21 protein-coding genes, 1 tRNA gene and 1 pseudogene are annotated in these 26,545 nt (G+C 43.9%); 18 read left to right on the top strand and 5 right to left on the bottom strand.

Annotated elements, in window-relative coordinates:
* Positions 1-759 precede the first annotated feature (759 nt).
* Positions 760-2,421, top strand: coding sequence for a dihydroxy-acid dehydratase (ilvD, locus tag ACPK8D_RS00970; RefSeq protein ID WP_424715971.1), 1,662 nt, complete (start codon positions 760-762; stop codon positions 2,419-2,421).
* Between the two features lie 147 nt (positions 2,422-2,568).
* A complete protein-coding gene (locus ACPK8D_RS00965; RefSeq protein WP_424715970.1) occupies positions 2,569-2,748 on the top strand; it encodes a hypothetical protein in 180 nt (59 codons plus the stop codon).
* 225 nt (positions 2,749-2,973) lie between these two features.
* Here the strand turns inward: ACPK8D_RS00965 and mtrH are convergent, their stop codons facing one another.
* The 3 genes from mtrH to mtxX all read right to left on the bottom strand — a co-directional run bounded on the left by mtrH (position 2,974) and on the right by mtxX (position 5,434).
* The gene (gene mtrH, locus ACPK8D_RS00960; RefSeq protein ID WP_424715969.1) at positions 2,974-3,906 is read right to left on the bottom strand and encodes a tetrahydromethanopterin S-methyltransferase subunit H; all 933 of its coding nucleotides are present in this window, start codon (positions 3,904-3,906) and stop codon (positions 2,974-2,976) included.
* Positions 3,907-3,986: 80 nt separating this feature from the next.
* A complete protein-coding gene (locus tag ACPK8D_RS00955) occupies positions 3,987-4,580 on the bottom strand; it encodes a tetrahydromethanopterin S-methyltransferase subunit A (protein ID WP_424715968.1) in 594 nt (197 codons plus the stop codon).
* Positions 4,577-5,434 (bottom strand): methanogenesis marker protein Mmp4/MtxX, encoded by an 858-nt coding sequence (gene mtxX / locus ACPK8D_RS00950; RefSeq protein WP_424715967.1) that lies wholly within the window; start codon positions 5,432-5,434, stop codon positions 4,577-4,579. Before mtxX ends, ACPK8D_RS00955 begins: the two co-directional genes overlap by 4 nt.
* Positions 5,435-5,947: 513 nt before the next feature.
* On the opposite strand from mtxX, the gene ACPK8D_RS00945 reads away from it, so the two are divergent.
* From ACPK8D_RS00945 to ACPK8D_RS00900, 10 genes are all read left to right on the top strand, one after another.
* On the top strand, positions 5,948-7,909 hold the full coding sequence (locus ACPK8D_RS00945; protein WP_424715966.1) for a replication factor C large subunit: 1,962 nt from the start codon (positions 5,948-5,950) through the stop codon (positions 7,907-7,909).
* A 1,187-nt stretch (positions 7,910-9,096) separates the two neighbouring features.
* A tRNA-Val gene (locus ACPK8D_RS00940) sits at positions 9,097-9,170 on the top strand.
* Positions 9,171-9,637: 467 nt separating this feature from the next.
* Positions 9,638-9,814 carry a winged helix-turn-helix domain-containing protein gene (locus tag ACPK8D_RS00935; protein ID WP_230627482.1) on the top strand — a complete coding sequence of 59 codons (177 nt, stop codon included), beginning with the start codon at positions 9,638-9,640 and terminating at the stop codon, positions 9,812-9,814.
* 245 nt (positions 9,815-10,059) lie between these two features.
* On the top strand, positions 10,060-10,710 hold the full coding sequence (locus tag ACPK8D_RS00930) for a flavodoxin family protein (protein ID WP_424715965.1): 651 nt from the start codon (positions 10,060-10,062) through the stop codon (positions 10,708-10,710).
* Positions 10,711-10,788: 78 nt separating this feature from the next.
* Positions 10,789-13,083 carry a CDC48 family AAA ATPase gene (locus ACPK8D_RS00925; RefSeq protein ID WP_424715964.1) on the top strand — a complete coding sequence of 765 codons (2,295 nt, stop codon included), beginning with the start codon at positions 10,789-10,791 and terminating at the stop codon, positions 13,081-13,083.
* Positions 13,084-13,409: 326 nt separating this feature from the next.
* Positions 13,410-13,973: a CBS domain-containing protein gene (locus tag ACPK8D_RS00920; RefSeq protein WP_424715963.1), complete on the top strand. Its 564-nt coding sequence runs from the start codon at positions 13,410-13,412 to the stop codon at positions 13,971-13,973.
* 324 nt (positions 13,974-14,297) lie between these two features.
* On the top strand, positions 14,298-15,449 hold the full coding sequence (locus ACPK8D_RS00915; protein WP_424715962.1) for a pyridoxal-phosphate-dependent aminotransferase family protein: 1,152 nt from the start codon (positions 14,298-14,300) through the stop codon (positions 15,447-15,449).
* Positions 15,450-15,553: 104 nt separating this feature from the next.
* Positions 15,554-16,018: a riboflavin synthase gene (gene ribC, locus ACPK8D_RS00910; RefSeq protein ID WP_424715961.1), complete on the top strand. Its 465-nt coding sequence runs from the start codon at positions 15,554-15,556 to the stop codon at positions 16,016-16,018.
* A 39-nt stretch (positions 16,019-16,057) separates the two neighbouring features.
* Complete coding sequence (gene ribH, locus ACPK8D_RS00905) at positions 16,058-16,462, top strand: 6,7-dimethyl-8-ribityllumazine synthase (protein ID WP_048108716.1); 405 nt, start codon at positions 16,058-16,060, stop codon at positions 16,460-16,462.
* Between the two features lie 55 nt (positions 16,463-16,517).
* The gene (locus tag ACPK8D_RS00900; protein ID WP_424715960.1) at positions 16,518-17,660 is read left to right on the top strand and encodes a pyridoxal phosphate-dependent aminotransferase; all 1,143 of its coding nucleotides are present in this window, start codon (positions 16,518-16,520) and stop codon (positions 17,658-17,660) included.
* A gap of 83 nt (positions 17,661-17,743) precedes the next feature.
* Here the strand turns inward: ACPK8D_RS00900 and ACPK8D_RS00895 are convergent.
* Positions 17,744-18,198: pseudogene (locus ACPK8D_RS00895) on the bottom strand (adenylyltransferase/cytidyltransferase family protein).
* 329 nt (positions 18,199-18,527) lie between these two features.
* Between ACPK8D_RS00895 and ACPK8D_RS00890 the strand changes: the two are divergent.
* The 5 genes from ACPK8D_RS00890 to ACPK8D_RS00870 all read left to right on the top strand — a co-directional run bounded on the left by ACPK8D_RS00890 (position 18,528) and on the right by ACPK8D_RS00870 (position 23,935).
* Positions 18,528-20,030: an L-aspartate semialdehyde sulfurtransferase gene (locus tag ACPK8D_RS00890; RefSeq protein ID WP_424715959.1), complete on the top strand. Its 1,503-nt coding sequence runs from the start codon at positions 18,528-18,530 to the stop codon at positions 20,028-20,030.
* A 2-nt stretch (positions 20,031-20,032) separates the two neighbouring features.
* A complete protein-coding gene (locus ACPK8D_RS00885; RefSeq protein ID WP_424715958.1) occupies positions 20,033-20,419 on the top strand; it encodes a 4Fe-4S binding protein in 387 nt (128 codons plus the stop codon).
* 516 nt (positions 20,420-20,935) lie between these two features.
* A complete protein-coding gene (locus ACPK8D_RS00880) occupies positions 20,936-21,742 on the top strand; it encodes a DUF166 domain-containing protein (RefSeq protein ID WP_424715957.1) in 807 nt (268 codons plus the stop codon).
* A gap of 520 nt (positions 21,743-22,262) precedes the next feature.
* The gene (locus ACPK8D_RS00875) at positions 22,263-23,237 is read left to right on the top strand and encodes an alpha/beta hydrolase (RefSeq protein ID WP_424715956.1); all 975 of its coding nucleotides are present in this window, start codon (positions 22,263-22,265) and stop codon (positions 23,235-23,237) included.
* A gap of 335 nt (positions 23,238-23,572) precedes the next feature.
* Positions 23,573-23,935 (top strand): Mth938-like domain-containing protein, encoded by a 363-nt coding sequence (locus tag ACPK8D_RS00870; protein ID WP_424715955.1) that lies wholly within the window; start codon positions 23,573-23,575, stop codon positions 23,933-23,935.
* A 62-nt stretch (positions 23,936-23,997) separates the two neighbouring features.
* Here ACPK8D_RS00870 and ACPK8D_RS00865 read toward each other — a convergent pair whose 3' ends face one another.
* Positions 23,998-24,894: a mechanosensitive ion channel family protein gene (locus ACPK8D_RS00865; protein WP_424715954.1), complete on the bottom strand. Its 897-nt coding sequence runs from the start codon at positions 24,892-24,894 to the stop codon at positions 23,998-24,000.
* 344 nt (positions 24,895-25,238) lie between these two features.
* Here ACPK8D_RS00865 and ACPK8D_RS00860 point away from each other — a divergent pair, with 344 nt between their 5' ends.
* Positions 25,239-26,525 carry a cell surface protein gene (locus ACPK8D_RS00860; protein WP_424715953.1) on the top strand — a complete coding sequence of 429 codons (1,287 nt, stop codon included), beginning with the start codon at positions 25,239-25,241 and terminating at the stop codon, positions 26,523-26,525.
* The last annotated feature ends 20 nt before the right edge of the window (positions 26,526-26,545 follow it).

Genomic DNA, 26,545 nt, shown 5'->3' with positions numbered 1-26,545 from the left:
AGTTCCTTTGGCTCTTTTAAATGAAACTTTTGCAAAAAGTCCAGCGTTTTTCCGGGGGAAATAAAGCACTAGACTCCGTTTCTAATAGTTTAAAAAATCAACCTGCTGTGAATATGTTTCTAATTCCTGAATGAATTAGCTGATTTCGAGAAATACATTATGTAAAAATGTTAAGATACGTATTTATTAAGACAAACACTAAATTAAAAATTTATGTAGAAAATATTAAGATGTACTAAAAATAGAATAAACTGTGAACGGGTGTAATCCTGTCATGGTTAATTTTTTGTGGTGTATTCTTTTTTTCGGGTGTGATCTTGTAGATGTGGTCCAGAGCAGGCCCGTTCACTATGCTATTGATTCAAAGCCCGGATTGGTTATATAAATATTTGGGCAATATTATATTTCATTGCCTTTTTGTGCAAAATATGAAAGTTTTTAGGGCTCAAAAAAGGATTTTTATCCTACTCTGGCCTATATTATTCGAAATTAAGTTTCTTTTTCCATTAAATTCTTTACTTGCGTTTCCCAGATCAGTTTCCATTCAATCGGTATTGCAATTCTTTCTATTCCAGCGGCACTGCAATTAATTTATTAACTATTTTTCCAACCGGTTTTCCTGTCCTTTTTCTCCGAAATTCTCAGTATTTCTCCTTCCTTTTTCATAACTTTTTCTTCCCCAACCTGTTTATACTATGAGGTTTTTTCCTACCTATACATTATACTTAACTCTCACCATAAACTTAAAGGAGATTTGCAATGAGAAGCGCTATTATCAAAGAAGGACCGGAACGTGCTCCCAACCGTTCACTTCTGAAAGCTACCGGGGTCACAGATTCCGAGATGAGGAAGCCGTTCATCGCAGTCGTCAATTCCTGGAACGATATAATTCCCGGCCATATCCATCTGAATAAACTTGCAGAGGCTGTGAAAGCCGGAATCAGGAACGCCGGCGGAGTCCCTTTTGAATTCCATACTATAGGGGTCTGCGATGGAATCGCAATGGGACATGAGGGTATGAAATATTCCCTCCCCAGCAGAGAGGTTATTGAGGACACAATCGAGCTTATGGTTAAAGCCCATCAGTTTGACGGCATTGTTCTTATCCCTTCCTGCGACAAGATCGTGCCAGGCCACCTTATGGCAGCAGGCAGACTTGATATCCCTGCAATTGTTGTAACCGGAGGGCCTATGCTTCCAGGTTATGCGGATGATAAATACACGGACCTTATCTCGGTTTTCGAAGGGGTGGGAGCTTACAGGGCAGGCAAACTCTCAGAGACCGACCTTAAAAGGCTTGAAAATCTTTCCTGTGCAGGAGCTGGGTCCTGTGCAGGGATGTTCACCGCAAACACTATGGCCTGCATGACCGAAGCCCTGGGAATGAGCCTTCCGGGCTGTGCAACTGCCCACGCGGTGGATGCAAAAAAGGCTCGCATTGCCAAGGAATCCGGTGAGCGCATAGTTGAGATGATCCGGGAGAACCTGACTCCCAGAAAGATTGTCAATTTCAAATCCCTTGAAAATGCCATAATGGTGGATATGGCAATTGGGGGGAGCACAAATACCACTCTGCACCTTCCTGCCCTTGCCCATGAATTCGGGCTGAATCTGCCTCTTGAGAAATTTGATGAACTGAGCAGGACAACGCCCCATCTGATTTCCCTTCGTCCTGGCGGCCCGAATTTCATGCTTCACTTTGACAGAGCAGGCGGAGTTCAGGCAGTTATGCAGAGGCTGTCCTCCAAAATTCACCTGGATCTGCTTACAGTAAACGGCAAAACTATCGGGGAAAACCTGAACGAATTTGAAATTGTTAACCCGAAGCTCAATAAAGAGATAATTGCAACTCTCGAAGAGCCTATCCATGCCGAGGGAGGAATCGCAATCCTTAAAGGCAGCCTCGCCCCTGACGGTTCGGTTGTGAAGCAGGCAGCTGTTGATCCAAAAATGCGCATCCATACGGGCCCTGCGCGGGTTTATGACTGTGAAGAAGACGCTATGGAAAGTATTCTTGCAGGCAATGTAAAACCCGGAGATATTGTAGTCATTCGCTACGAAGGTCCGAAAGGCGGCCCTGGAATGCGGGAAATGCTTGCATCTACAGCTGCAATCGGAGGCATGGGCCTGCTGGAGTCTGTGGCTCTGGTAACTGATGGACGCTTTTCCGGAGGCACCCGCGGACCGTGTATAGGACACGTCTCTCCCGAAGCCAGTGAAGGAGGGCCAATTGCCCTGGTAAAAGATGGGGATATGATAGAAATCAATATTCCTGAAAGAATCCTGAACCTGAAAGTTTCAGAAGAAGAGCTTAAGCAGCGGAAGGCTGTCTTCGTACCTCCGAAAAAGGAAGTTACAGGTTACCTTGCCAGGTACCAGCGTTCCGTCCACTCTGCAAATACAGGCGGAATAGTGGACTGAACTCTTGATGATAATTTAAAAATTTTTGTTTTCAGAGGGACTCATCCCTCTCTTTTTTAAACTTTTTCCAGACCGAAAACCTACTATTCTGAAAATTTCGGAAAATTCCGTGAAAAGCTTTATTGAAACCATTAAGGGGTAGAAACTTTGGAAGTAAGAGGCTTATGTGCAATCTGTGGACTTCCGGCTAAACTCTATACCTGCTCATCATGCGGAAAAACCATATGCAGCCAGTGTATGGGTCATAAACAGCATATCTGCAACAGGTGTGTCAGCGGCAGGACAGGTATCATACCCGTCTCTGAAAATAGCCGGATACTTAAATGAAAAATAATCAAATAAATAAAGGAACTCTTTCTGGACTCATAAATCCAGTTCGCTTGGCAAAGCTTACTATTACTTACTCCTAAATCCGCCCTCTTGAGCTCACTTCAGTATCTTTATTATAAATTAGCCCTCTTGAGCGAACGAAGTGAGTGAAAAGGGTAGCGCACTGCAGAGCCGCAACTCTGCCGAGGCGCAATTCGGGCGAGACGGGACTCTGGTGGTAAATTATACAAGCAAATTTACGGGATGCCGGGCAGCAGGTTCTATATCAAGGTCAGCCACAGCTTCAGAAATCATTATATCGCTCATGGCAGCCATTGGAAATACGTATGGAGCATATTCGATAGGCCCATAAAGGATGAAATTTCCGGCCGCTGCCTGCTGCAAGCAGGTTGAACCGACGTCGCAAATTTTATAGAGGATAGGGTCTTTTTCTCTCTTCTTATTCAGCCAGTTCCAGGCTGAGGGTGCATTATGGATTCCCGAGCCGGTTGGGTGCCCCCATTTTGCTTTTGCAGTAATTGTCATCCTGAGGGCTACACCTGCCCCATTTCCCATAGGGGTAATGCTCGGATCTATAAGCTTGTTAACTATTCCGCATCTGTCAGCAACTGAAAGCAATCCTTCTTCTAGAAGGCCCGCTCCGTTTTCCAGCAATTCCATCCTGCCCTCAAGAGATGAGTCCATAGCGTTGAAGCCAAGTATTATTGAACTGTCAATATCGGATAGGGCAAGAGCTTCGATCTCCGAAGCATTTATGCTCATATTTATAGAATTGTAGATTGCTTTGTCTGCAAGCCCTACCTCGCTGACATATTCTGCGGCATGGGAACGCACGGCTCCTACGGGGGAGTCGATAAGAAAGGGAGCTTCTGAAATTTCTGACACAAAGTCAATATAACGGATAATGCTTTCAGGGGTAGTACCGAAAACATGGACCATGTGTGGATTTCCTGTTTCTTCCGCACTTGATTCCTGCAGATTTATCAGTTTTTCGGCAGCAGCCCGATCAAACAGGCCTTTTGCAACGTTTCCTACGATTTCATGTTTATCATAAAATATAGTCCCTGCGAGCACGGTCGGGAGCTCTCCTGGTTGTCCCCCGATCTTCACTCCTGCAATATTAACTATTTCCTGTTCTTTCTGGAACTTAAACATTCTTATACCCTCAAAATCTACAGGCTAGTATTTTGTTTCAACAATCACGCGTACGCTCGAAGTAAGTTTCCTGACGGAAACTAGAAATCTTTTGCCTGGGAGATGATTCCTGCAGCTGCGTCCATAACAAGCTCTTCGGAAATTATTATATCGCCTGACAGAGGGACTGCGAAATTAGACTGCCTTTTCTTCTGAGAAACTGTAACAATAGGCTCATCCGGATAAGCTTCCCCCCGGTACTTATATTTTCTCACAATTTTCATTATTTCAGCAAGGTCAGTCAGTCCTATCCTGTCAAGAAGCACCACTTGCTGCTGGAAGCGTTTGACTGCCTCCCTGGAAATATTTTCTATAAAAGGGATTGCTCCCTCAGAGCCAATAATCCTGCCTTTCTCGTCAATTCCGTTTGCGTGAATCGCGAGCAGGGAATGGCCTGCCAGATGCCCCCTTGATTCCGTCCCGCAGACAAGAATATACCTTATATTGGAATTTGAGATGACATTTACGATTATCTTTTCCACTCCCAGATTTTCTGTTTTTGAACTTCCCCAGAGAGCCGCTTCAGGCGAGGGTTTTATCTGGCTCGCAAGAGTTACTACCGCGATCCGGGATTTCGGATTTCCTACCGTGTAGTCGCCTTTGACTATCGGCCATCTCTCTGCAATGGTTTTCAATTAATCACCTTTTGTCTTTCCTTATTCAGGTGAGACAGTGCACTTGCAAGCATTATGGCTTTCGTAAAATGTCCGCCTACCCTTGATGTGTCTACAAACACGAAATCGTCCATCAGTACCGGAGCTCCGAGCCCATCACCCCCACCCAGGAAAGCAATTGTCCTGAATATCAGGTTTCCGGAGATCCCGTCAGGAGCAACGATAAAATTCGATTCTTTTATGGCATCTTCAATCAGAATTGTGTAATGCTTAGCATTGATCCCGAGTTCCACAGCTCGCCTTGTAACGAATTCTCCATCCGCAAGTGTCCTGTCTACACGTCTGTTCCTTCCTACGTCTCCAATTCTGCCTCCGGAAAGCACGCCGACAGCAGGCTCTATCCCGAACCTCCTTATATGTTCGGCACCAAGTGTTATCATCCTGAGCTTATCTCCAATCGTGTTCCCCTCATCGATTCCTACAGGGGCGAGAAAGAAAGGTGTCCCATCAACTGTGAGGAGCAGGGCAAGCCGGCAGATTCTTTTCTTTCCAAGCGCTTCTTTGAGGTGGGCAAGGGCTCCCGATGCCTTTGCCGTGCCCCTGATGGCTGCATCGACTTTTCTTGAAACCATAAGTTCTGCAAGAGCCTTTTCGGGCTCATCCGTATCTACTACCTCAAGATCTGTGCCGATTTCATCGATTTCTTTCTTAATTCCCACAAGGACGACCTGTGCATACCCCAGTTCCTGGGCTTTCCAGGCGCTCTCGAGCATTTTGGGATTCGGATCCCTTATTCCCATAGCTACTCTGGCCCTGTTTGCCCTGGCCCGAATTTCGATAGCCTCAAGGAGAGCATCCATGCTATTCTTTTCCATATCCATCCTAACTGTTGTGTAAGATTTTAAGTAGTTCAAAGAAGTACAAACACGATCATTAATTAATTTTGTCCCTCCCTAGTTCCGCTTCGGGAGCATGGGGCCCTTTTCGCACCCGAATTGCGCCTCGGGAGTACACGGCCCTTTTCACTCACTCCGTTCGCTCAAGAGGGCTTATTTAGAGGTAAGTAATAACAACCTCTACTCAAGCGGACTAACAAATAAAGTTACCGAACTTAATCTAGGAGAAGTAGCTTATGGGTTAAGTAGAATCATTTTCGACTCGTTCAAAAGGGCTATTTATATTGCCCTTTTTCTATCTAATCTTGTTCCGGCAGTTGGAAGTATTTTTATGATAGCAAAAAGACTTTAATACATATGGAAATGTAAATTTAGTGTTGTCAGTTAAAAAATCAGTATCAGAGGATGGTAGGAATAAAGACTTTCTACTGGTAAAAAGATTAAAATGTATAGAATTAAGAATGAGTTCTTTTTTTATTGGTATGGTTTAAGATGACGTTGGCAATTGAATGGGCTGAGAAATACCGCCCCCAGACCCTGAAGGAGATCGTGGGGAACAAGAAGGCGGTGCAGGATTTGCGAACCTGGGCTGAGAAGTGGCTTTCAGCCATTCCCGATATAAGGGCAGTAATCCTTCACGGGCCTGCAGGGGTAGGGAAAACCTCGACTGCCCACGCTCTTGCCCGCGATCTGGGCTGGGAAGTAATCGAACTCAATGCAAGCGACCAGAGAACTGCAGGTGTTATCGAGAAAATTGCGGGATCGGCAGCTTCAATGAATACTCTCTTTGGAGGAAAGCGCCTGATCATTCTGGACGAAGCGGACAACCTTCACGGAACTGCAGACCGGGGTGGAATGCGGGCTATTACAGGGATTATAAAGAATACGCATCAGCCCATAGTGCTAATTGCAAACGATGTTTATGGGTTGACTCCTGCTATCCGGAATCTCTGTCTGGAAATAAAGTTCGGGTCCGTGCAGAGCCGCTCGATGGTTCCTGCTTTGAAGAAAGTATGCGAGAGCGAGGAGATTTCATGCAGCCTGGACGCAATCCAGCAGATTGCTGAAGGTGCAGGGGGCGATCTCAGGAGCGCAATTAACGACCTTCAGGCTGCGGCCAGCGGGAGGAAAGTGCTGGAAGTCGAGGACATCAGCACTTCAGGCAGGGACGTCAAGGAAAATATCTTCAAGGCAATGCAGAGAATTTTCAAGAGCACAGACTGTAAAAAGGCCCTGGAAGCCGCTCGCGGGCTTGATGAAAGTCCTGAAGACCTTGTACACTGGATCGATGAAAACCTGCCTGTCCAGTATGCCTCTAAGGACGGGGATCTGGGAGATATCAGGACCGGCTTTGGTTATCTTTCGCGGGCTGATCTCTACCTGGGGCGTGTAAAGAAACGCCAGAACTATGGGATGTGGAGGTACGCCAGCATGTTGATGGTCTGCGGAGCTGCAATCTCAAAAACAAGGCCCTATCCCGGATTTATCAAGTACCAGTCACCTTCTCTCTGGAAAAGGATGGGGCAGATACGTTCCAGGCGAGACCTGAGGGATAATATAGCTTCTAAAGTTGGAGAACGCAGCTTCGAATCAATGCGCTATTCCAGAAATTACCTGCTGGAAATTTATTCTCGCATGTTAAAAGAGGAAGAATCCGCGATTGAAATTACTGCGGGTCTCGGGCTTGAACTTGAGGAATTGATATATCTCTCAGGAAGCACAAAAGCCAGCAAAAAGTTACAGAAAATCTACGACAGGGCGCAGGAACTTCTTCTGGAAGGAAAAGAAGAACCCGATGGGACGGAGTTTTTCAGGGCTCCCGCTCCCTCAGGCAATAATAAAGAGGCGTCTTCTGGCTGCGCAGTTAAAACTGCTGAGGAAGAAGTCGGAAAACCTCCTGAGAAACCTGAAGTTCCCGATTCCAGGACTTCTCAGGGCGGGCAGAAAACCCTTAAATTTGGCTTTGATATTTTGCCGGAGATTTCCCGAGAAATTGCGAATTCGGGAAATAATAATTCTGCCATTCTATCTCGTAATCTTATCTCAGGTACCCTCACGCCTGATAGTACCTCAGGTACTCTCATGCCTGATAGTACCTCAGGTACTCTCATGCCTGATATTTTTACTTCCGTCTTTACATCGGAGAAGTACCGGGCAGCAGTTGACGGAATCGGGTCTGCACCTGACAGCCTCGCGTTCAGTCCATCAGAACCTGAAAATCTTAAGATTAAGAGTCCCTTCTCTTCGCCTGAATCCTTTGAGAAAGAAGCCTTTCCTGTCCATGAATTGATAGGGGACACCACCTCTCCTGAACTTCCAGAGCCGCAGGAGCCTGCAAACCGCGTGCGAGATATCAAAAAACGTCCTGATAAGCCTGTAAATCCTGAAACCGAGGCCAATGAGCCTCCTAAAAAAACCGAGTCGAAAACTCAAAAAACCCTTTTGGACTTCTAATTTTTCTCGTTTTCGGTTTTAATTTTCTTGCTTCGCTTAGCTTTGTAAGTTTCCTTTTAATTTTCTCCCATATTGTTTAAATATGACCTAATTTAACCATTTTTTTCTTCAAATTCATTATAATAAGAAGGCTTTTTCAGACTATGTAGAACTGATGAGAAGGGAACTGATATGAAAAATTAAACAAGGCTGAGATGAAATATTAAAATACACTTACAAAATAATACAATTTTACAAAAAAGTTTTCTGATCTTCAGAAAACCGGTAAAAACAAGCAAAGAAAAGTTTGTGAGCGGGTTGGAGAGTTTGGGGAATAGTTGGGGGGAAATAGTTGGGGGATATGGGTTTGGGGTTATACTATGGAAAAGAGACCCGCTCACTCGACATGAATATCTATTCATATTATAAATAGCTTTTCATTTTATATTTTATGTTTTATAAATCATGACCTATAATTTCAGGTTAATCTCTTTAACTTGGAATTCTGCTTCCTGAAATCTAACCCGATACTTAATAGGCAGATTAGTACCTATATATATATTTCGGTTTTTGATTAGAACAGAATGAGCGGGTTTGGGAGTATGAATTGGGGTGTTGGGGGTTGGGGTTATCTAAAAGAGGGACCCGCTCACAAGTTACAACATGCTAATCTAATATAAATATATTTTGCTTAACGGTTTTCCATTCAGAACTATCCCTGGCTTGCCTGTAAAAGGGATAGTTTCGAGTCTAAAATAACATCGAAAATAAGTGAATTTTATTTCCGCTTTCTGTGTTTCCTTTATGGAAAAAAGTGGGCTCTAAGGATGATGCTAAGATGATGTATTTGACTCCTTTAGTGTAGTGAGAGTCTCATTTAGTCTGATAAGAGTTTCTCACTTAGTATAGTTAAAGTTTCATCTGGCGTGCTAACAATCTCATCTGGTGCGGTAAAGGTTTTGGTGTAGTAGGAATCCCCCAGTTATTGCAATAAGAGTCTCATTTAGTGTAGTAAGAGTTTTCTCATTCAGTTTAAAAACAGTCTCATTTAGTGCAATAAGAGTTTTATCCAATAATTAAGAGTCCCAATTTAGTGCAATAACTGTTTCCCAGATAAGCCCCGAAGTTCTCTCCTAACAAAAGAGATATATATAACTAGTGACATTTTGGTCTTGCACTTAGAGCGATTCTGTAAATGTAAGCAAAATGGGCTCGTGGTCTAGTCGGTCATGACATCGCCTTTACACGGCGGGGATCCTGAGTTCGAATCTCAGCGGGCCCATAATACTTTTCCATCACACTCTTTTCAGTAAATTAATTATGAATTTTTCATATTTTTTAAGCAGTGTAATAGTATGCATATACTTTTGCTCATATTTTCAGTTTTTCTTTTTTATATTTTTAGTGCATATTCTTTGTTAACACTAATTTTTGTTTTAGAATGATTAAGCGAGAGTTGTTTTCTATTTTTTTTCTCTGGCAATTTCCCGTTTTTTCTAGCCTCAAATGGGAATCTGTCCGTTTAAATCTTTTTTCTTTATAACTTGACATTATATATAACACTGATATGGTTATATAGAAAGGAAAACGATAAAGATTTAGAATCTTTGTTACCTACAAAAAGATATGCTTTAATATTTTTAGAGCGTAACTTCTTGCAAAGATTATTTTGAAATCTACCGTGGGGGAGGAGTCAGTATTAAAAGAAGGAGCAGGACTGATATTGCAGTAGATATTTTAAGAGTAGCAATGAACGGGGCAAAGAAAACTCATATTGTATATGAAGTTAATCTAAACTTTAATATTGCCCAGAAATACCTTGAAATGTTGAAAGAAAAAGAGCTTATCAGGCATGAAAATGGACTTTTCATCACCACTGACAAAGGAAAAGTCTTTCAGGAAATGGCTAAGGAACTCAAGCTCTAAGCGGATTTTCATTTCTTTTTAATTTTTATTAATTTTTCCCATCTTTTTCTTTTTTCCGCTCTTCTGGTTCCACTACATTTTAAGTTGACTTTTCTCGATTTTCATCCTTCTTCTTGAGTTACTCCGTTGCAAATCTCAGTCAGGAATCCGTTGAGAATAAGTGCCCGGCGAGTAGTTAAGGAATATTATTTCTGAATTATAATGCGCCCCCGTATATATAAAAGCAGTTTGGAAACATATATACTATGGCGATGAAGGTACTTTTTTTGAACTGCACGTTGAAAAAATCGCCTCGGGTATCGAACACTCGCGCTCTTATTGACAAGGCGGCAGCTATCTTTAATGAGCTTGGTGTTGAAAGTGAAGTGATAAGGGTTGTGGATCATAACGTAGCTTTCGGGGTCTCTTCAGATGAAGGGGGAGAAGATGAATGGCCCTCAATCCTTACAAAGATAAAAGCCTGTGATATCATTGTTATAGCGACTCCCATCTGGTTTGGAGTCCTCTCCTCTGTGGCGAAAATGGTAATTGAAAGGCTGGATGGGACTTACATGGAAGGAGATCCCGAAACCGGTCAGTACCCACTTTATGGGAAGGCCGCAGGAGTTATCGTTACCGGAAATGAGGATGGGGCGCATGATGTCTGTTCAACCTTACTCTTTAACCTTACCCATCTGGGCTGCACCGTTCCTCCAAATGCAGACTGTTACTGGGTTGGTGATGCAGGACCGGGTCCAAGTTACATAGAAGCTGGAGGAGACAGGCATCTCTATACAAATCGTACAGCCAGATATATGGCGCACAATCTCGTATATTTTGCAGAGTTGCTCAGAAAAAACCCTATCCCTACCAACTTAAAGAAACTTGATGAGGAGGCAAAGAAGGTAAGCGATTGATGCTGACCAGCCTGAAAGCTGCTGATTTTTTAACAGAAGTCCTGAACACTTTTACTGATGAGATGGGGGGGTATTAATTTGACTGATAGGGATAAAACAACAGTAAAATTGAAAGTTGCGGAAGCCGATCAACGGGATGTAGGAAAAGGCATTGTCCGGATAGATGAAAGCTTCCGGGAAAAGCTGGGCCTCAAGCCTTTCGATGTTGTGGAACTCAAAGGGGGGAAATCGACTTCAGCTCTGATAGGACGCCCGTATCCGAGTGATTCGGGACTTGACATCATACGTATGGATGGGCTTATCCGCACCAATGCAAAAACCAGTATAGGGGAATATGTCGAGATTCGCAAAGCCGATTGGAAAGAAGCAAAAAATGTGACTCTTGCGCCTGTAGCCAAAGGCATGCAGATCTATGCTCCAAGTGAAACCCTTAAAGCCGTATTCATGAACCGTACGGTTTCAAAAGGAGACTTTATTTCAACTACAAGCTTAAGGAAATCGAGGGAGAGAGAAGCCCTGGGTAAAGGAGTAATGTTCGAGGATTTCTTCCAGGACTTTTTTGGCCAGGGCTTCGGACCATCTTTCGGGCTTGGGGAAATAAAACTGCAGGTAGTTTCGACTTCTCCGTCAGGGATAGTAAAGATCACAGATTTAACGCAGGTAGAGCTTCTGCCTGAAGCGACTGAAGTAACCCCTGAGCAGAATATTCCTTCTGTTATGTATGAAGACCTGGGTGGGGTAAGAGAGGCCATTGGGAAAGTAAGGGAAATGATAGAGCTGCCTTTGAAGCATCCTGAGCTCTTTGACAGGCTGGGGATTGATGCCCCAAAAGGAGTACTGCTCCACGGCCCGCCCGGAACAGGCAAGACGATGCTTGCAAAAGCAGTTGCCAACGAGTCTGATGCCTACTTCATTTCTATCAACGGCCCGGAAATTATGTCCAAATATTACGGGGAATCCGAAAGAGCTATAAGGGAAATTTTCGAGGATGCAGAAAAGAATGCTCCTGCGATTATTTTCCTGGACGAGATCGATTCAATTGCCCCCAAGCGGGCCGAGGTAACCGGAGAAGTCGAAAGAAGAGTAGTTGCTCAGCTTCTCTCCCTTATGGATGGGCTTAAGGCTCGCAAAAATGTAATCGTTATCGGGTCAACCAACCGTCCTGAAGCCCTGGATGTTGCACTCCGCCGCCCGGGCAGGTTTGACAGGGAAATTGAACTCAGAGTCCCGGATACTGACGGAAGGTTAGAGATTTTCCAGATCCATACCAGGGGAATGCCTCTTGCCGAAGATATAAACCTGATGGACTTTGCCCAAATAACATACGGGTTCGTTGGAGCCGATATTGCTGCCCTGTGCAGGGAGGCGGCTATGAGTTCTTTGAGGCGGGTTCTGCCGAAAATCAATCTCAATGAACCCGAAATCCCGGCTGAAATCCTGGACTCCCTTCAGGTAATAAGGGAAGATTTTGAAAATGCTCTTAAGGACGTCCAGCCATCAGCAATAAGGGAAATCCTTATTGAAGTGCCCACTGTTAGCTGGGACGATGTCGGAGGCCTGGAAGAAGTAAAAAGGCTCCTGAAAGAGGTAGTGGAATGGCCCCTCAAGAATCCGGAATCTTACAGGGATATAGGGGTTGAAGCTCCTAAAGGTGTCCTGCTCTATGGCCCTCCCGGTACGGGAAAGACCCTGCTTGCAAAGGCAATAGCCCATGAATCTGATGCTAATTTTATCACAGCCAAGGGAAGCGACCTGCTTTCCAAATGGTACGGGGAATCCGAAAAGAGAATTGCTGAGGTTTTCACGCGGGCAAGGCAGGTTGCTCCATCGATTATTTTTCTGGACGAACTTGACTCGCTTGCGCCCATTCGCGGGGCTTCTATAGGGGAGCCTCAGGTTACGGCGAGAATCCTTAATCAGCTGCTTTCCGAAATGGACGGACTTGAAGAACTCAGGGCTGTAGTTGTAATTGGCGCAACCAATCGCCCTGATGTCATCGATCCTGCACTTATTCGGCCAGGGCGTTTTGATGAGCTGATTCTCGTTCCGATCCCTGATGAGGGAGCTCGCAGGGAAATTTTCAAAGTCCATACCGGAAAAATGGCGCTTGCAGAGGACGTCGATATTGAAAAACTCGTTTCCATGACCGATCAGTATACAGGTGCAGACATTGCAGCTGTATGCAAGAAGGCAGGAAGGCTTGCTCTGCGTGAGGATCTTCATGCAAAAAATGTCAAGCAGAGGCACTTCCTTAAAGCAATCGCAGAAACCGGCCCTTCAGTTACTCCGGATACGATGAAATATTACGAAGCTATAAAAGGCGAGCTCAGGACAAGGAAATCCAAAGAAATAGAGAACCCCTCTTACATCTGAGTACGAAAGGTAGAATGCAGGTTTATATTCTTCTTACTTTTTTCTGTTTATTCTTCAACTTATTTTTTCTTTTTTATCTATTAGTTTAGCTTTTTGTTTATTTACTAGCTTATTTTTCTTATAATCTCTGAAATTTTTTAAATACTGTTTTTGTATTAACTAAACTTTAAAGTCGACCGGGTTTTAAATATCTCTCTTTTTTACCCGGCTATATTGTAGAGTTTTTCCGAGAACGATTATCTGAATTAAGTATTCATTTATATTTAAACTTCGAAAATTATGTTAACCAATGATATTAAATATCATAATTACTATCGGTAATATATATGCAGCTTCCAACACCCGAAGATCTTAAAAAAAGAAGAAATGAACTCGGGCTTACCCAGAGCGACCTGGCTAAAAGGGCAGGAGTGAGCCAGCCCCTTATAGCTCGTATTGAATCGGGAGATGTGGACCCCAGGCTTTCGACTGTCAGGAAAATCTTTGATGCTTTTGAGGAAGTTGAGAAGGAACAGCAGATTATTATAAGAGATCTGATGCATTCCCCTGTGATTCATGTTTCTCCAGATGATTCCGTGGAAGAAGTAGTAAACCTTATGCATACTCATGGTTTCTCACAGGTTCCTGTGCTTGATGGGGGCATCCCGGTTGGAAGTGTTTCGGAAGACATGATAGTGAAATTGATGGCCGAAAGTAAGAAAAAATCAATTTCCCAGTTAAAAGTTTCCGAGATAATGGGAGAGTCCTTCCCAGCAGTATCTCCAGGCATTTCTATCTCGGTCGTCTCACATATACTGGAAGGAAATCCTGCCGTGCTGGTAGTAGAAAAAGGAACAGTTGTCGGCGTCGTAACAAAACACGACGTGATGAGGCTCCTCCAGGGTCAATAATCGGAATCCATTCTCCTGACAGGGCGGCGTCCGTGGCCAGGCATGGAAAGCACATCAATTATATACTAGGATTCAATTAAACCTGAACTCTAAATGGAATTTAACGCTTAACCTCTCCAGGTAAATTAACTTAATAAATCCTGTTGAGAAATCCCAGGATATAGATACTGCAGAGCCTTTCAGGCACACCGTATCACGATAATATAACTCTGAATTATTTCAGACCTGCAGGATTTAAAACTACGGAATTATTAGTACAAACCCGTTCAAACAAATAAAAAACAAAAATTGATTAAATCTTTGAAAATGTGGAGCATAATATATATGGATCTGGAAGATACCCTTCTAATGATGCCTGGTCCCGTACCTGTTGCACCCAGAGTCCTTAGAGCCATGTCAAAACCGATGATCAACCACCGGAGTGCGGAATTTGCCGGAATTTATACCGATTGCAGGGAAATCCTTTCCAGCGTTTTCCAGACAAAGAATGATATCCTCTTACTCAGTGGTTCGGGAACGGCAGGAATGGAAGCTGCTGTCGGGTCTCTGGCTGGAAACGGGGACAAAGTTATTGCCATAGAAAACGGAAAGTTTGGAGAGCGCTTTAAAGATATTGCAGCTCTCTATGCGGAAGTTGTTCCCGTTGTATTCGAATGGGGTTTTCCGATTGACCTTGAAATTGTCAAGGAAAAACTCGAAGAAGGAGCAAAGGCTATCACCCTCGTTCACAACGAGACTTCTGCAGGCATTCTTAACCCGGCCGCAGAAATTGGCAAACTTGCCAAGAAGCACGATGCCCTCTTTATCATGGACGGCGTAACCTCTCTTGGAGGAGACGATGTCAAAGTCGATGAATGGGGAGTTGACGTTGCAGTTGTAGGTTCACAGAAGTGCCTTGCAGCCCCTCCTGGACTTTCAGTCGTTTCCGTAAGTGAAAAGGCCTTTGAGGCTATGAAGGGAGTATCAAAAAAACCCTACTACAACGATCTCCTGGCATATAAAAAGAGTGGGGATAAACCCAGACCGGAAACACCTTATACTCCTGCAATTCCTCTTTTCTACGCACTTCAGGAAGCTCTTCATATCGTAAAAGAGGAAGGAATGGAGGCAAGAATTAAGAGGCACAGGACCCTTTCCGAAGCCGTAAGAGCGGCAGTTGCCGAACTGAACATTGAGATGTTCCCGCAGCTTAACGAGTACAGCCATTACTCCAATACTATCTCTGCTATGAAAGCTCCAGCAGGCATTGATGGGGAGGATATAAAGAACGATATGAAGAAGCGAGGCGTAATTATTGCAGGCGGCCAGGAACGCCTTAAAAGCAAGATTTTCAGAATAGGATGTATGGGAAATGTCACCGCAAGGGATGTGCTCTCAACCATCCAGCAGCTGGAAATCATACTGAGTAGACGTGGTTACATTGACTGCCTTGGAGCAGGTACAGAAGCTGCAACCAGGATTATTGACAGGGCCTGAACAGGATAAAATCATAGATTTACCGGATAAAACCATAAATCTACCAGACCTCTTCAGGAAAACCCGGAAAAAGATTTTAATCTTCAAATTCCGATCGGATTCACATGCCCACAATAGGAATTGCAGATACCACATTCGCACGCTATAATATGGGGCGTGCGGCAATTGACGAGATACAGAAAAATGTATCTGTGAAAATTAAAAGAGTAACCGTGCCCGGGATAAAAGACCTTCCGGTCGCAGCCAAGAAACTTATCGAAGAAGATGGGTGCGATATCGTTATGGCTCTTGGTATGCCCGGAGCTAAGGAACAGGATAAAATATGTGCTCATGAAGCTTCTCAGGGCCTTATTATGGCCCAGCTCATGACCAATACCCATATTATCGAGGTCTTTGTCCATGAAAATGAGGGACAGGATGAGAAGGAACTTGCTTTCCTTATGGATAGAAGGACCCGTGAGCACGCCTTAAACGTGATAAAACTGCTCTTCAAGCCTGAAAAGCTAATTCGAGAGGCCGGTACCGGTCAGAGGCAGGGCTTTGAGGATGCAGGCCCATTGAGAATGTGAAGCAATTTAAGTAAAAACAAAGACTGGAGACCTTATTAGATGACTATCAGCCTAGGATTTGTTGTAGCTGAATTTAACAGGGATCTGACCTATCAGATGGAACTGCTAGGAAGAGAACACGCAGAGTTCCTGGGGGCAACCGTTAAAGAGACCATTCTTGTTCCAGGGGTCTTTGACATGCCCCTTGCAATCAAGAAGCTTTGCCAGAGGGATGACATCGATGCCGTGGTTACTATAGGATCTGTAATCGAAGGTGAGACTGATCATGACCAGGTGGTTATGCAGCATGCTGCAAGGAAGATCATGGATCTTTCTCTTGAGTTCAATAAGCCTGTAACTCTCGGAATTCCTGGCCCAGGCATGACTCGCATGGCGGCTCATGAACGTGTGGACTATGCAAAACGGGCAGTTGAAGCTGCAGTAAAGCTGGTGCGGCGGCTGTGACTTTCTATAATCTCTTAAATAAGCTACCAAAATTTAACAAACCAGGACCATCCCTATGACATCCGCAAGGCTCAAGCGTGTAGAAGAATCCGCAACGATAAGGATCTCCAACATTGCAACCAGAATGATTAAAGAGGGTACAGACGTCATCAATTTCAGCCTTGGTGAACCTGATTTCAATACCCCGAAAAATATCTGCGATGCTGCGGCAAAGGCCATGTATGAGGGAAAAACCCACTATGCCCCGTCTGGAGGTATCCCGGAACTAAGGGCAGCCATTGCCGAAAAACTGAGGACGGAAAATAACCTCGACGTAACCGAGACAGGCGTGCTTGTCACTCCCGGAGCAAAACAGGGAATTTTTGAGATAATGATGGGTGTCCTTGATGATGGAGACCAGGCTCTTCTGTTTGACCCCTCATGGGTAACTTATGACGCATGCATACGTTTTGCAGGGGCGGAGACGGTTTGGGTTCCAACAGTCCCTGAAAGAGGTTTCATTCCTGACAATTTTGCAGATTACATAACTGATAAAACCAAGCTCATTGTTGTAAATAGTCCGGGAAATCCAACAGGTGGGGTTTTCGGAAAAAAGACTTTGCAATGCATTGCTGATCTTGCAATTGATCACGACCTGACAGTGGTCTCAGATGAAATTTACGAGAAAATTATCTATGATAGAGAGCATATCAGCATTGGCAGCTTTGATGGAATGCAGGAGAGAACCATTACCGTAAATGGCTTTTCCAAGGCATATGCCATGACAGGCTGGAGACTTGGCTACCTGACTGCTCCTCCTGAAATTCTAAAACTTCTACTTAAGATTCAGTCTCATTCAGTAAGCAGTGCAACCACATTTGTTCAGTACGGTGGGCTTGAGGCCCTTCAGGGACCTCAGGACAGTGTTAAAGCAATGGTTGACCGTTTCAAAGTACGGCGCGATGTCCTTATCGACGGCCTGAACAAAATGGGACTTGAATGCAAAAAGCCCGATGGAGCTTTCTATGCTTTTGCTAATGTCAGCGAGTATGGAAATGGGACTGAAGTTGCAGAAAGGCTTTTAAAAGAAGCTCAGGTGGCAGTTACACCTGGAATCGCTTTTGGCTCGTCTGGCGAAAATTTTATCCGGATTTCCTATGCAACATCAATTGACCGAATCAGGGAAGCTCTTGAAAGACTTGAAAAGGTATTTTCATAAATTACACATAGTAACATATCTTCCTGAAAAGAGGCATAAAGAATAACAGGTATTGATCGAGTCGGGCAACGGTAGGGGTAGATTTACCCATACCGTTTAAGCACCTCTTTTATGATTGCACCTGTACTGCAAAGTGGACATTCCTTTGAAAGTGGAATCCTGACCACATTTGCGGGAAGCTCTCTTTTAGTAAGTTCTTTTTCCAGAAGCTCGCTGTCAAAGCGCTGGTCGTAACCCAGAGCAATTATATCCGGCCTGATCTGCTTCAGGGGTTCAAACATATCTTTTTCGCTGCCAAGGAGCGCTTTATCGACCATCCCGAGTGCATTTACCATCTCCAACCGCTGTTCCTCGGGCACAATTGGTTTTGGCTTGTGAGTCACATTCGAATCTCTCGCAACAATGACGAAAAGCTCATCTCCCAGAGCTCGTGCCTGGGTCAAAAAATAAATATGTCCGGGGTGGAGAAGGTCAAAAGTCCCGGTAGCAAGTATACGTGTCAACAGATCACCTGGCCTCGGGTATATCCTGCAAGCATAAGAAACTTACTGAAAATAACCCTGCCTGCGATCCAGAAAGAATCCCGGGTTATTCAAACTGTATGTGGTCTGAACTGTTATGATCTATTTATAGTCGGATCGTATAATGGGAGAATTTCCAATTATCGTAAGTAATATATATGGCCCGCAAATATGATTATTGTTTATCAAACTCAGGGCATACACCTGGAAATCTGAAAATAAATCATATTCAGAAACAGCTTTTCACTTGTTCTGGCAGAGCTGTTACCTCTGGCATTATCACAAGTAATATATAATTCTAATAAATATTTCCATTTAGATAAATTTATAAAAAGAGGAGACCCCAATGATTAAAAAATCAGTTCATGAGATTAATAGAAAAATTGAAGATGGAAGCGTCAATGTTGTGACAGCCGAGGAAATGGTCACAATTGTTGAGGAGCTTGGCGCTGAAGGGGCTGCAAAAGAAGTGGATGTGGTTACGACAGGCACATTCGGAGCTATGTGTTCATCCGGTTTAATGCTTAACCTCGGGCATTCCGAGCCTCCTATTAAAATCCAGAAGATCTGGTTCAACAATGTAGAAGCATATAGCGGATTAGCAGCCGTAGACGCTTACCTGGGGGCTGCCCAGATCTCGGATACACGGGGAATCCAGTATGGTGGAGCTCACGTTATTGAGGATCTCCTAAGGGGCAAAGAAATCAATGTTCATGCAACTTCTTATGGGACAGACTGTTATCCAAGGAAAGTGCTTGATACGACAATTAACATTGAGGACCTTAACGAAGCTGTTCTTTTGAATCCGAGGAATGCCTACCAGAAATATGCAGCCGCAACCAACAGTTCCAAAAGGATTCTGAACACTTATATGGGTGAGCTTCTGCCCAATTTCGGGAATGTAACCTATTCCGGATCAGGCGTACTCTCTCCTCTCTCAAATGATCCGGACTATGAAACTATAGGCATGGGAACACGAATCTTCATAGGGGGAGCCCAGGGCTATGTTATAGGTAGCGGAACTCAGCATTCTCCTTCTTCCGGTTTTGGAACTCTCATGCTCAAAGGTAACCTGAAGGAAATGAGTCCTGACTACTTGAGGGCTGCTTCCTTTACAGGATACGGAACCACCCTCTACATGGGAATCGGGATCCCTATCCCTATCCTTAACGAAAAGCTTGCCGCGGCAACTGCAGTCCGTGACGAGGATATCGTGACCAGCATCCAGGATTATGCTGTGGGAAGCCGGGACAAGCCTGCTATCAAAAATGTAAATTATGCCGAACTCAGGTCAGGCTCGGTGCAGATTAACGGAAAAGACGTGCCCACTTCCTCCCTTTCCAGTTTCAAGAACGCGAGAAAAATTGCAAATGAGCTAAAGGAATGGGTTAAGCACGGAAGATTCTTTGTCAGCATGCCTGTGGAAAGACTGCAAGTTAAAGGGCTTGCCAGACCCATGAAGCAGACCCTGGCCGTACCTCTTGTAAAAGACGTGATGTCCAGTTTTATTGTGACTATCAAAAAAGATCAAACTGTCCAGGATGCAGCCAAGAAGATCTGGGAGAATTCTTTTAACCATCTGGCTGTGATTTCCGATACTGGCGAGCTGGTCGGGATCCTGACTGCCTGGGACATTTCCAAGGCTGTTGCAGAGAACTGTTTTGATTCGGTAGAAAGCGTTATGACGAGAAAGGTCCTGACCTGCGCTCCGAACGAACCTGTGGACCTTGCAGCTAGGCGACTGGACCGGTACGGGGTATCTGCAATGCCTGTGATCGACACTCAGAGGCGGGTTCTCGGGATAATAACAAGTGACAACATAAGCAAGCTCTTTGCAAGGAGGTATTGAGCATGAAAATAAAGATCACCATCCCTACCGAAAGAATCCATGACCCGATCATCTCCGAGTCCATAGTCGAAACTGGAATTCTGATTAATATTATGGTCGCAAATATCGACTCAACCTACGGGGAATTAATTGCGGATGTGAGCGATTTCAGGTTCGATAAAATCAAAAGAGCTCTGGAATCCAGAGGGGCGATAGTTTCTATTCTGGATAGACCCATTCACAGGGATGAAGAAGAATGTATCGAGTGCGGAGCCTGTATTTCGGTCTGCCCCATGAATGTCTATTCTTTTGATAATTCCTGGAGTGTCCTGGTAGATGAAAAGAAGTGTATCCAGTGCGGCGTGTGCATCAAAATGTGCCCGCATGGGGCTTTGAAACTGGGAGAATGATCAAAGGGAAGACTCGATCACGAAATCTTTTCCTGACAATTTTTTACTTTTTCCGGGTTTTCCGAGTTTCCTCTTTTTATTCCTTTTTCTTTGCTTTTCTCTGCTTTTTCTTACCCTTTTTTTACTCTTCTTACTCTCTCACTTTTTCCTTAACTTTTTCTTTATTTTTAATTCTTTTTCTGTTTTCTCTCGTCTCCGGTGCTTTTTGTTCCCTTTAATTTATATATGAGATTTAGTTCTGGATACTAATTTCTATTTCGAAACTCTCATTATTTATACATTGAAACAAATAATTATAAGGTAGTATAGCAAAAAACGGGATAAGCATTAAAGGATAGGTGCTGACAGAACTGGACATTGCGATTTCTCATGCAATTCTCAATGATTTGCATACAGGTTTACGTTCCCTGTTTTTTCCATTATGGGGGGGCGAAGTAGTCCAGAACATTATTTTTTACAAAAAGGAACCGAAAATTACAAACTAACCTTTAAAGTATTTAAAAATCGGAGTAAGTTATGAAGATTCTTGTACTCTATTCAGGCGAACTTGGGAGAAAAGTTATCCAGAACCTGATCAACCCGGGAAATTTCTGCGTGTCCTGCGGGGAGCTCTGCAACCACTGCAGACAGGCCAGGAAGTCATATGCGAACCTGATCGTAGGTATTCATGAATTTCCCGAAGACCTGCCCACATTTATAGAAGAGCCCGGTCAGTACATGCCTCAAAAACTGCCGGAATGCGACTTGATACTTGCCATTGGCATCCATCCCGACCTTCTTATAGCCCTTCCGGACGTTGTACAGAAGACGAAGGCTAAAGCCGTAATTGCACCTGCTGAAGATTCAAAGAAAACTCCTGCAGGTGTCCTTGAACAGCTCAGAAAAGAGCTTGAAGCCATTGGAGTTGAGTTTGAAGGGCCAAGGCCTTTCTGTTCACTTGAGAAGACCGGGAAACCCGTTATAGATTCATTCGTTGACCTTGGTTTCGGAAGGCCTGTACTCAGGATCGAAACGAGTCCAGATGGAAAGATGTTTATAGGCGCAGGCGTTATCAGGGACGCACCCTGCGGTTCCACCTGGTTTGTGGCAAAGAAACTCGGCTGGACTGACATTTCAGGGTATAAAGAAACTATCTCAGGGGCTCATCACTCCTACCCCTGTACTGCCAGCATGGACAAAGATCCCCAGATTGGGGACACTATCCTTCACAAGGCTGGATATATCATAAGGGAAGCCGTAGAAGAAGCAATGGAATGCGCAAAGAGCGAGAAATCGCGAATCTCGGCACCAAGCGGGAATGAGGCTTCAAGCTCAGGCCTCTGAACCCCTAATCTTATTTTTAAAGAAAACTTCCAGGAAGGTATTATTTTCAGGTCTCGCCTGGAAATAGACTTCCTCATAAGGTTGGATCACAACCGTTGAGCCACAAACGTTGGGCCGCAACCGCTGGGCCGCAACCGCTGGGCCGTTTGATCACGCCGGATAGGGATTGGGGATTAGAAGTATTTCTCAATCACAAGCTTTCGCCGTTTTCGATCAAACCTTTTTTGAAAAGGTTTGCGATCAAGCCTTTTTTGAAAAGATTGCGTTTCGTCGGTTGATCACTCCGCTTATCGGGGTTTTTGATCAAACTTTTCTCGAAAGTTTGCGCTGATAAAAACAAGAAGGGTAACATCACTAAAATCTGATTCTTGTGCTCATTTTTCCCATTAGGTTCATAAATATTGGCTCAAATATATAATATCGGTTATATGTTAATAGACAACCTGTATCATTGTTTTTACGTTATCTGTTAGCGCCAGTGATTAAATACAGGTTTAAAGCAAGCCAGGAGGACTTCAGTATGACTCAGACCAATCAGACCATTAACTTACTTGAACCAGCGACCAGAGCATTTGTAGAAAATGTAAACAAGCAGGGTGGAATCCCAATTTACGAACTCTCTCCGAAAGACGCCCGTAAGGTTCTTTCCGATTTGCAGGCGGCTGAGGTAGCAAAATTACCCGCAGACATTGAAGACCTCAGCATTCCGGTTGGTCCTGGCGGACAGGTTTCGATCAGGATAGTAAGGCCAGAAGGAAGTAAAGAAAACCTGCCAGCTGTGATGTACTTTCACGGCGGCGGCTGGGTGCTAGGGGACAAAAATACACATGATCGATTAATTCGGGAAATTGCCATCGGAGCCAATGTTGCGGTTATATTTGTCAATTTCACGCCATCTCCGGAAGCGCAATATCCGACACCGATCGAAGAGGCATATGCAGCAACAAAATACATCGCAGAGAACGGGAAAGATTTTAACCTGGACAGTTCAAAATTAATTCTGGCTGGCGATAGCGTAGGCGCAAACATGGCTGCGGCTGTTCTCCTGCTGGCAAAGGAGAGAAGTGGCCCGAGAATTGCCTATCAGGTGCTGTTTTATCCTGTTACGGATGCGAATTTCGATACCCCTTCATATCAACAGTTTGCAACCGGTATCTGGCTCACCCGTGAAGCAATGAAGTGGTTCTGGAATAACTATTTGCCCGACGAGGAAACACGCAAGCAGCCGACAGCATCTCCGCTGCAGGCTTCGATTGAGCAGCTCAAAGGACAGCCGCCAGCTCTCATCATTACTGATGAGAATGATGTTCTTCGCGATGAGGGTGAAGCATATGCCCATAAGCTGATCCAGGCAGGTGTCAATGTTACAGTCGTTAGATATCTGGGAACGATACACGATTTCGTGATGCTGAACCCACTTGTCGGTACACCTGCAACTTGCAGTGCAGTAGGACTGGTGAATGAGACTCTTAAGAGCGTTTTTGGCAGATCGTAATAGAATAACTGTCTTTTTAATTTATTCTTAATTTATTTCTTAATTATTTCTTAATTATTTCTTAATTTATTCTCTAATTTACTTTTCTATCTGCTCTTTTATTTCCTTTTTAATTTAATTCAGAGGCATCTACGGCCTTTAAACTGATGTCTTTTCTCAGGTTAAGTAATTCCGGATAGTCTAAACATCTTATATCTAAGCATATCATAATCTAACATGTAATGAATGCCTACCTGCTTGACGTAAGTTTGCTCAAGACATACGTATATATGAAGTATGTGGGACAATTGTACAATATGAAATCTCATTCTCAGTTTTAATTTAAGAGGTAAATCATGCAACCGAAGATTGATTCCACCAGTTTTGGTTCGATTACTGTAGATGGGGAGACCTATAAATATGACATACTTATTCGCCTCAATGGGCAGGTAGAAAAAAGAGAGAAAGAACTGTCAAAGGAACTATATGGAACCTCTCATAAAGTTTCGCTTGAGGAAGCAAAATACATCTATGAGGAAGGAACAGAGAAAATCATTATAGGAACCGGACAGACAGGTTTTGTGAAACTCTCGGAGGAAGCTGAAGATTTTTTCAGGGAAAAGAAGTGCGGCGTGGAGCTTTTTCCGACTCCCTGGGCAGTTGAACGCTGGAACGAAACCGAGGGCAGGATCACTGCAATGTTCCATATAACATGCTAATAAACAGGGATAAGGTGGTCAGGCAGGTAAAGGCAAATTATTCACAGGATAGATCGGCTCTGCTAGTATAGCCCTCCTTCCACGTCATGCGCTTCTACCTGCACCGTTATCTTTTGTTCTGTTATGTGTTTTTCACTTTCTTTCGGTTTAATTTCTTTTATGTTTATATCCATCTGGGGGAACGGGATTTCGATTCCTTCTCTGTTATATGCCTCAAATATGCCTGCTGTCAGACTATTCTTTACAGCTGGAAAGTCACCGGTCTTTGCCCAGGCCCTGAGTTGCAAATTTACCGAGGAATTAGCAAGTTCGGTAGTCACTACTGCGGGCTCTGGTTCCTGAAGGACAAGAGGGTGTGTTTTCATAAGATTGAGTGCTATCCCAATGGCTTTTTCAATTTCTGAGGAGTAGCTTATTCCCACATCTACGGAAACTCTTCTCGTGGGCATGCGTGTCATATTAACAATGGAATTTCCCCAGACTAGCTTATTCGGGATTGTTATGAGCTGGTTGTCAGGAGTCAGGAGCTCGGTTGACATAATCCCTACTGCTTTTACTTTTCCCGTCTGTCCGTTTACGGTTACGGTCTCTCCCATATCTATAGGCCTGATTGCTGCAACGCATACTCCGGCAGTCAGGTTTGTGAAGGTGTCCTGCATGCCCAGACCGAGAACCAGACCTATCACTGCAGAAACTCCCACTATATAACTATCCACGTCGAAGTTAAGGCTCTTCAAGAAAGCAAGAATAACAATCGCATAAAGGAAGACAGTTAATAAATGGGTGAGAAATTGGATGGTGAGGTCCGGAATCTTTGTTTTCTGTATTCCTTTCCTGAAAATACCAATAGTATATTTTGATAAAATGAATCCCACGACGAGCACTATAATTGCGAAAATCAGTCTGGATACCGTTATCCCGGTATACGGAATTACCTGCTGCATTATCCCATAGCTCATTTTTACCTTCCTCGCTTTTTATCTCCTTTTCGGAGAAGAACAAAAACGATTCTCATGCCGCTGTCCAGTATAACTTATAAAGAGAGAGTTTACAAAGAGTAGACTTATAAAGTAAAGTGCAGGATTATACTAATCAGATGTGCCGTCAGTATAAAATGCAATTAATTTCTTTTATAAGTATCTGTAGAAAATAACTTTCTTTTATGCTGCCTTTTTAACCAGGAAAGTCTTTTACAGAATAAATCTTTCATAGAACAAGTTTCAAAGATATACAGGACTAAAGAAATAAGTTTAAGTAATTTTATAAGTTTAAGTAATTTTATCAAATTCAGGGAAGGTCAAGGTTGAAGTGGATTAAGAAAATTTTCGGAAAAAAAGAAGATTCCAGTGAGGAGACCGGTCTCAAGGAAATTAATTTTGAAGACCTGCCCGCATGGCTGGATTCCAGGTCTCAAAAAATATCTTCCCGAGTAGAAAAGGATGCATCCGGCCTTTTGAGAGAACTTGAAGTTTCGCTTTCGGCACTTAAAGAAAGTAACTTAAGGCTTGCGGAAGCCAGAGTCGAGGGAGACTTTGATATCAGGGCTGTAAAGCGAGCGAAGAGCAACAGGGAAAATGTGACAAAACAGGTCACGCTGTTGATAGATAAAATCAGGGTGCAGGAAAACAGGGATTTCAGGGCTCTGGAAAGCTTCTACGGGGCAGCTACGCAGAGTCTCGATACCTGCCTGGAGCATATGAACCGGAGTTTCAGGTATACCAGAGGCGTTTTTCCCGAGGAATCAAAAGAAGTTAGTGAAAGCCTTGCCAGCCTGGGTGCGGTTTTTAACGAGCTCAGAGAGGTAATTCTGGTAAATAAGAAGGAAATGGATGCCATAGAAGCAGCTTACTCGGACATCAATGAAATAGAGAAGCTCTCGGCCTCAATAGCAGCCGAAGAGCTGGGAATGGAATCCAGAGGCCGCAAAGTCCAGGCTTTGAGGGCTGAAGCTTCGGGAGCCAGCCAGGCTCTTGAGGATTTCAGAAAAGGAGCTGCCTGGCAGAATCTGCAGAACCTGGAGGCAGAATTTTCTGCGGCCAGGGAGAAACTCAGGAAAGCCGAGGCAGGCTTGAGTTCTCTTATCCTGCCGCTGTCTGGCCATCTCTCGAGAATTAAAAAACTTCACGAAAGCAGCAGGTATACCTTAAAGCCGGAAGTAAAGAAACAGCTTGATATTTGCCTTGAAGATCCCGCACATCTGGATCCTTCTTTTTTTCCTGAGCTTCAAAAGGTATTTGAGGATAATGCCCTGGATATGCAGGCCCAGAAAAAAGAAAAAGCCCTCTTACAGGTTAAAGCTGCAATCTCGGGTTTTCCGGAACGGAAAAAGGAGTACCTTGAAGCCCTGAAGGAATTTGAGACAAAGAGAGCTGAAATCGAAAACTCGGATACCGGAAAACTGGTCGAACTAGAACATAAGGAGACCGAACTTCTAAGCAGAACTCGCTTGCTTGAAGAAGATATTGAAGATTCCGAAAAAAAGCTGGCTGTTTTAAGGGAAGAACTGGAACATGGAAAGGAAAAACTTCTTTCCAGTATCAGTTTAATCGACAGCGGTGTAAAAGTAACCTTCCCTAATTCTGCCTCCTGAGTCCCGCAAACTTTAAAAAA

Source organism: Methanosarcina sp., from assembly GCF_049706645.1.
In the GTDB taxonomy this organism is placed as follows: domain Archaea; phylum Halobacteriota; class Methanosarcinia; order Methanosarcinales; family Methanosarcinaceae; genus Methanosarcina.
The sequence above is the reverse complement of the archived record's forward strand: the minus strand, read 5'-3'. Positions and strand labels throughout refer to the sequence as shown.

Excerpts from the sequence above, each read along its gene's own strand:
- ACPK8D_RS00945 (WP_424715966.1), top strand. The coding sequence starts at position 5,948 with ATGACGTTGGCAATTGAATGGGCTGAGAAATACCGCCCCCAGACCCTG.
- ACPK8D_RS00865 (WP_424715954.1), bottom strand. The coding sequence starts at position 24,894 with ATGAGCTATGGGATAATGCAGCAGGTAATTCCGTATACCGGGATAACG.
- ribH (WP_048108716.1), top strand. The coding sequence starts at position 16,058 with ATGACTATCAGCCTAGGATTTGTTGTAGCTGAATTTAACAGGGATCTG.
- ACPK8D_RS00920 (WP_424715963.1), top strand. The coding sequence starts at position 13,410 with ATGCAGCTTCCAACACCCGAAGATCTTAAAAAAAGAAGAAATGAACTC.
- ribC (WP_424715961.1), top strand. The coding sequence starts at position 15,554 with ATGCCCACAATAGGAATTGCAGATACCACATTCGCACGCTATAATATG.
- ACPK8D_RS00890 (WP_424715959.1), top strand. The coding sequence starts at position 18,528 with ATGATTAAAAAATCAGTTCATGAGATTAATAGAAAAATTGAAGATGGA.
- ACPK8D_RS00900 (WP_424715960.1), top strand. The coding sequence starts at position 16,518 with ATGACATCCGCAAGGCTCAAGCGTGTAGAAGAATCCGCAACGATAAGG.
- ACPK8D_RS00885 (WP_424715958.1), top strand. The coding sequence starts at position 20,033 with ATGAAAATAAAGATCACCATCCCTACCGAAAGAATCCATGACCCGATC.
- ilvD (WP_424715971.1), top strand. The coding sequence starts at position 760 with ATGAGAAGCGCTATTATCAAAGAAGGACCGGAACGTGCTCCCAACCGT.
- ACPK8D_RS00880 (WP_424715957.1), top strand. The coding sequence starts at position 20,936 with ATGAAGATTCTTGTACTCTATTCAGGCGAACTTGGGAGAAAAGTTATC.
- ACPK8D_RS00930 (WP_424715965.1), top strand. The coding sequence starts at position 10,060 with ATGGCGATGAAGGTACTTTTTTTGAACTGCACGTTGAAAAAATCGCCT.
- ACPK8D_RS00915 (WP_424715962.1), top strand. The coding sequence starts at position 14,298 with ATGGATCTGGAAGATACCCTTCTAATGATGCCTGGTCCCGTACCTGTT.
- mtrH (WP_424715969.1), bottom strand. The coding sequence starts at position 3,906 with ATGTTTAAGTTCCAGAAAGAACAGGAAATAGTTAATATTGCAGGAGTG.
- mtxX (WP_424715967.1), bottom strand. The coding sequence starts at position 5,434 with ATGGAAAAGAATAGCATGGATGCTCTCCTTGAGGCTATCGAAATTCGG.
- ACPK8D_RS00870 (WP_424715955.1), top strand. The coding sequence starts at position 23,573 with ATGCAACCGAAGATTGATTCCACCAGTTTTGGTTCGATTACTGTAGAT.
- ACPK8D_RS00875 (WP_424715956.1), top strand. The coding sequence starts at position 22,263 with ATGACTCAGACCAATCAGACCATTAACTTACTTGAACCAGCGACCAGA.
- ACPK8D_RS00935 (WP_230627482.1), top strand. The coding sequence starts at position 9,638 with ATGAACGGGGCAAAGAAAACTCATATTGTATATGAAGTTAATCTAAAC.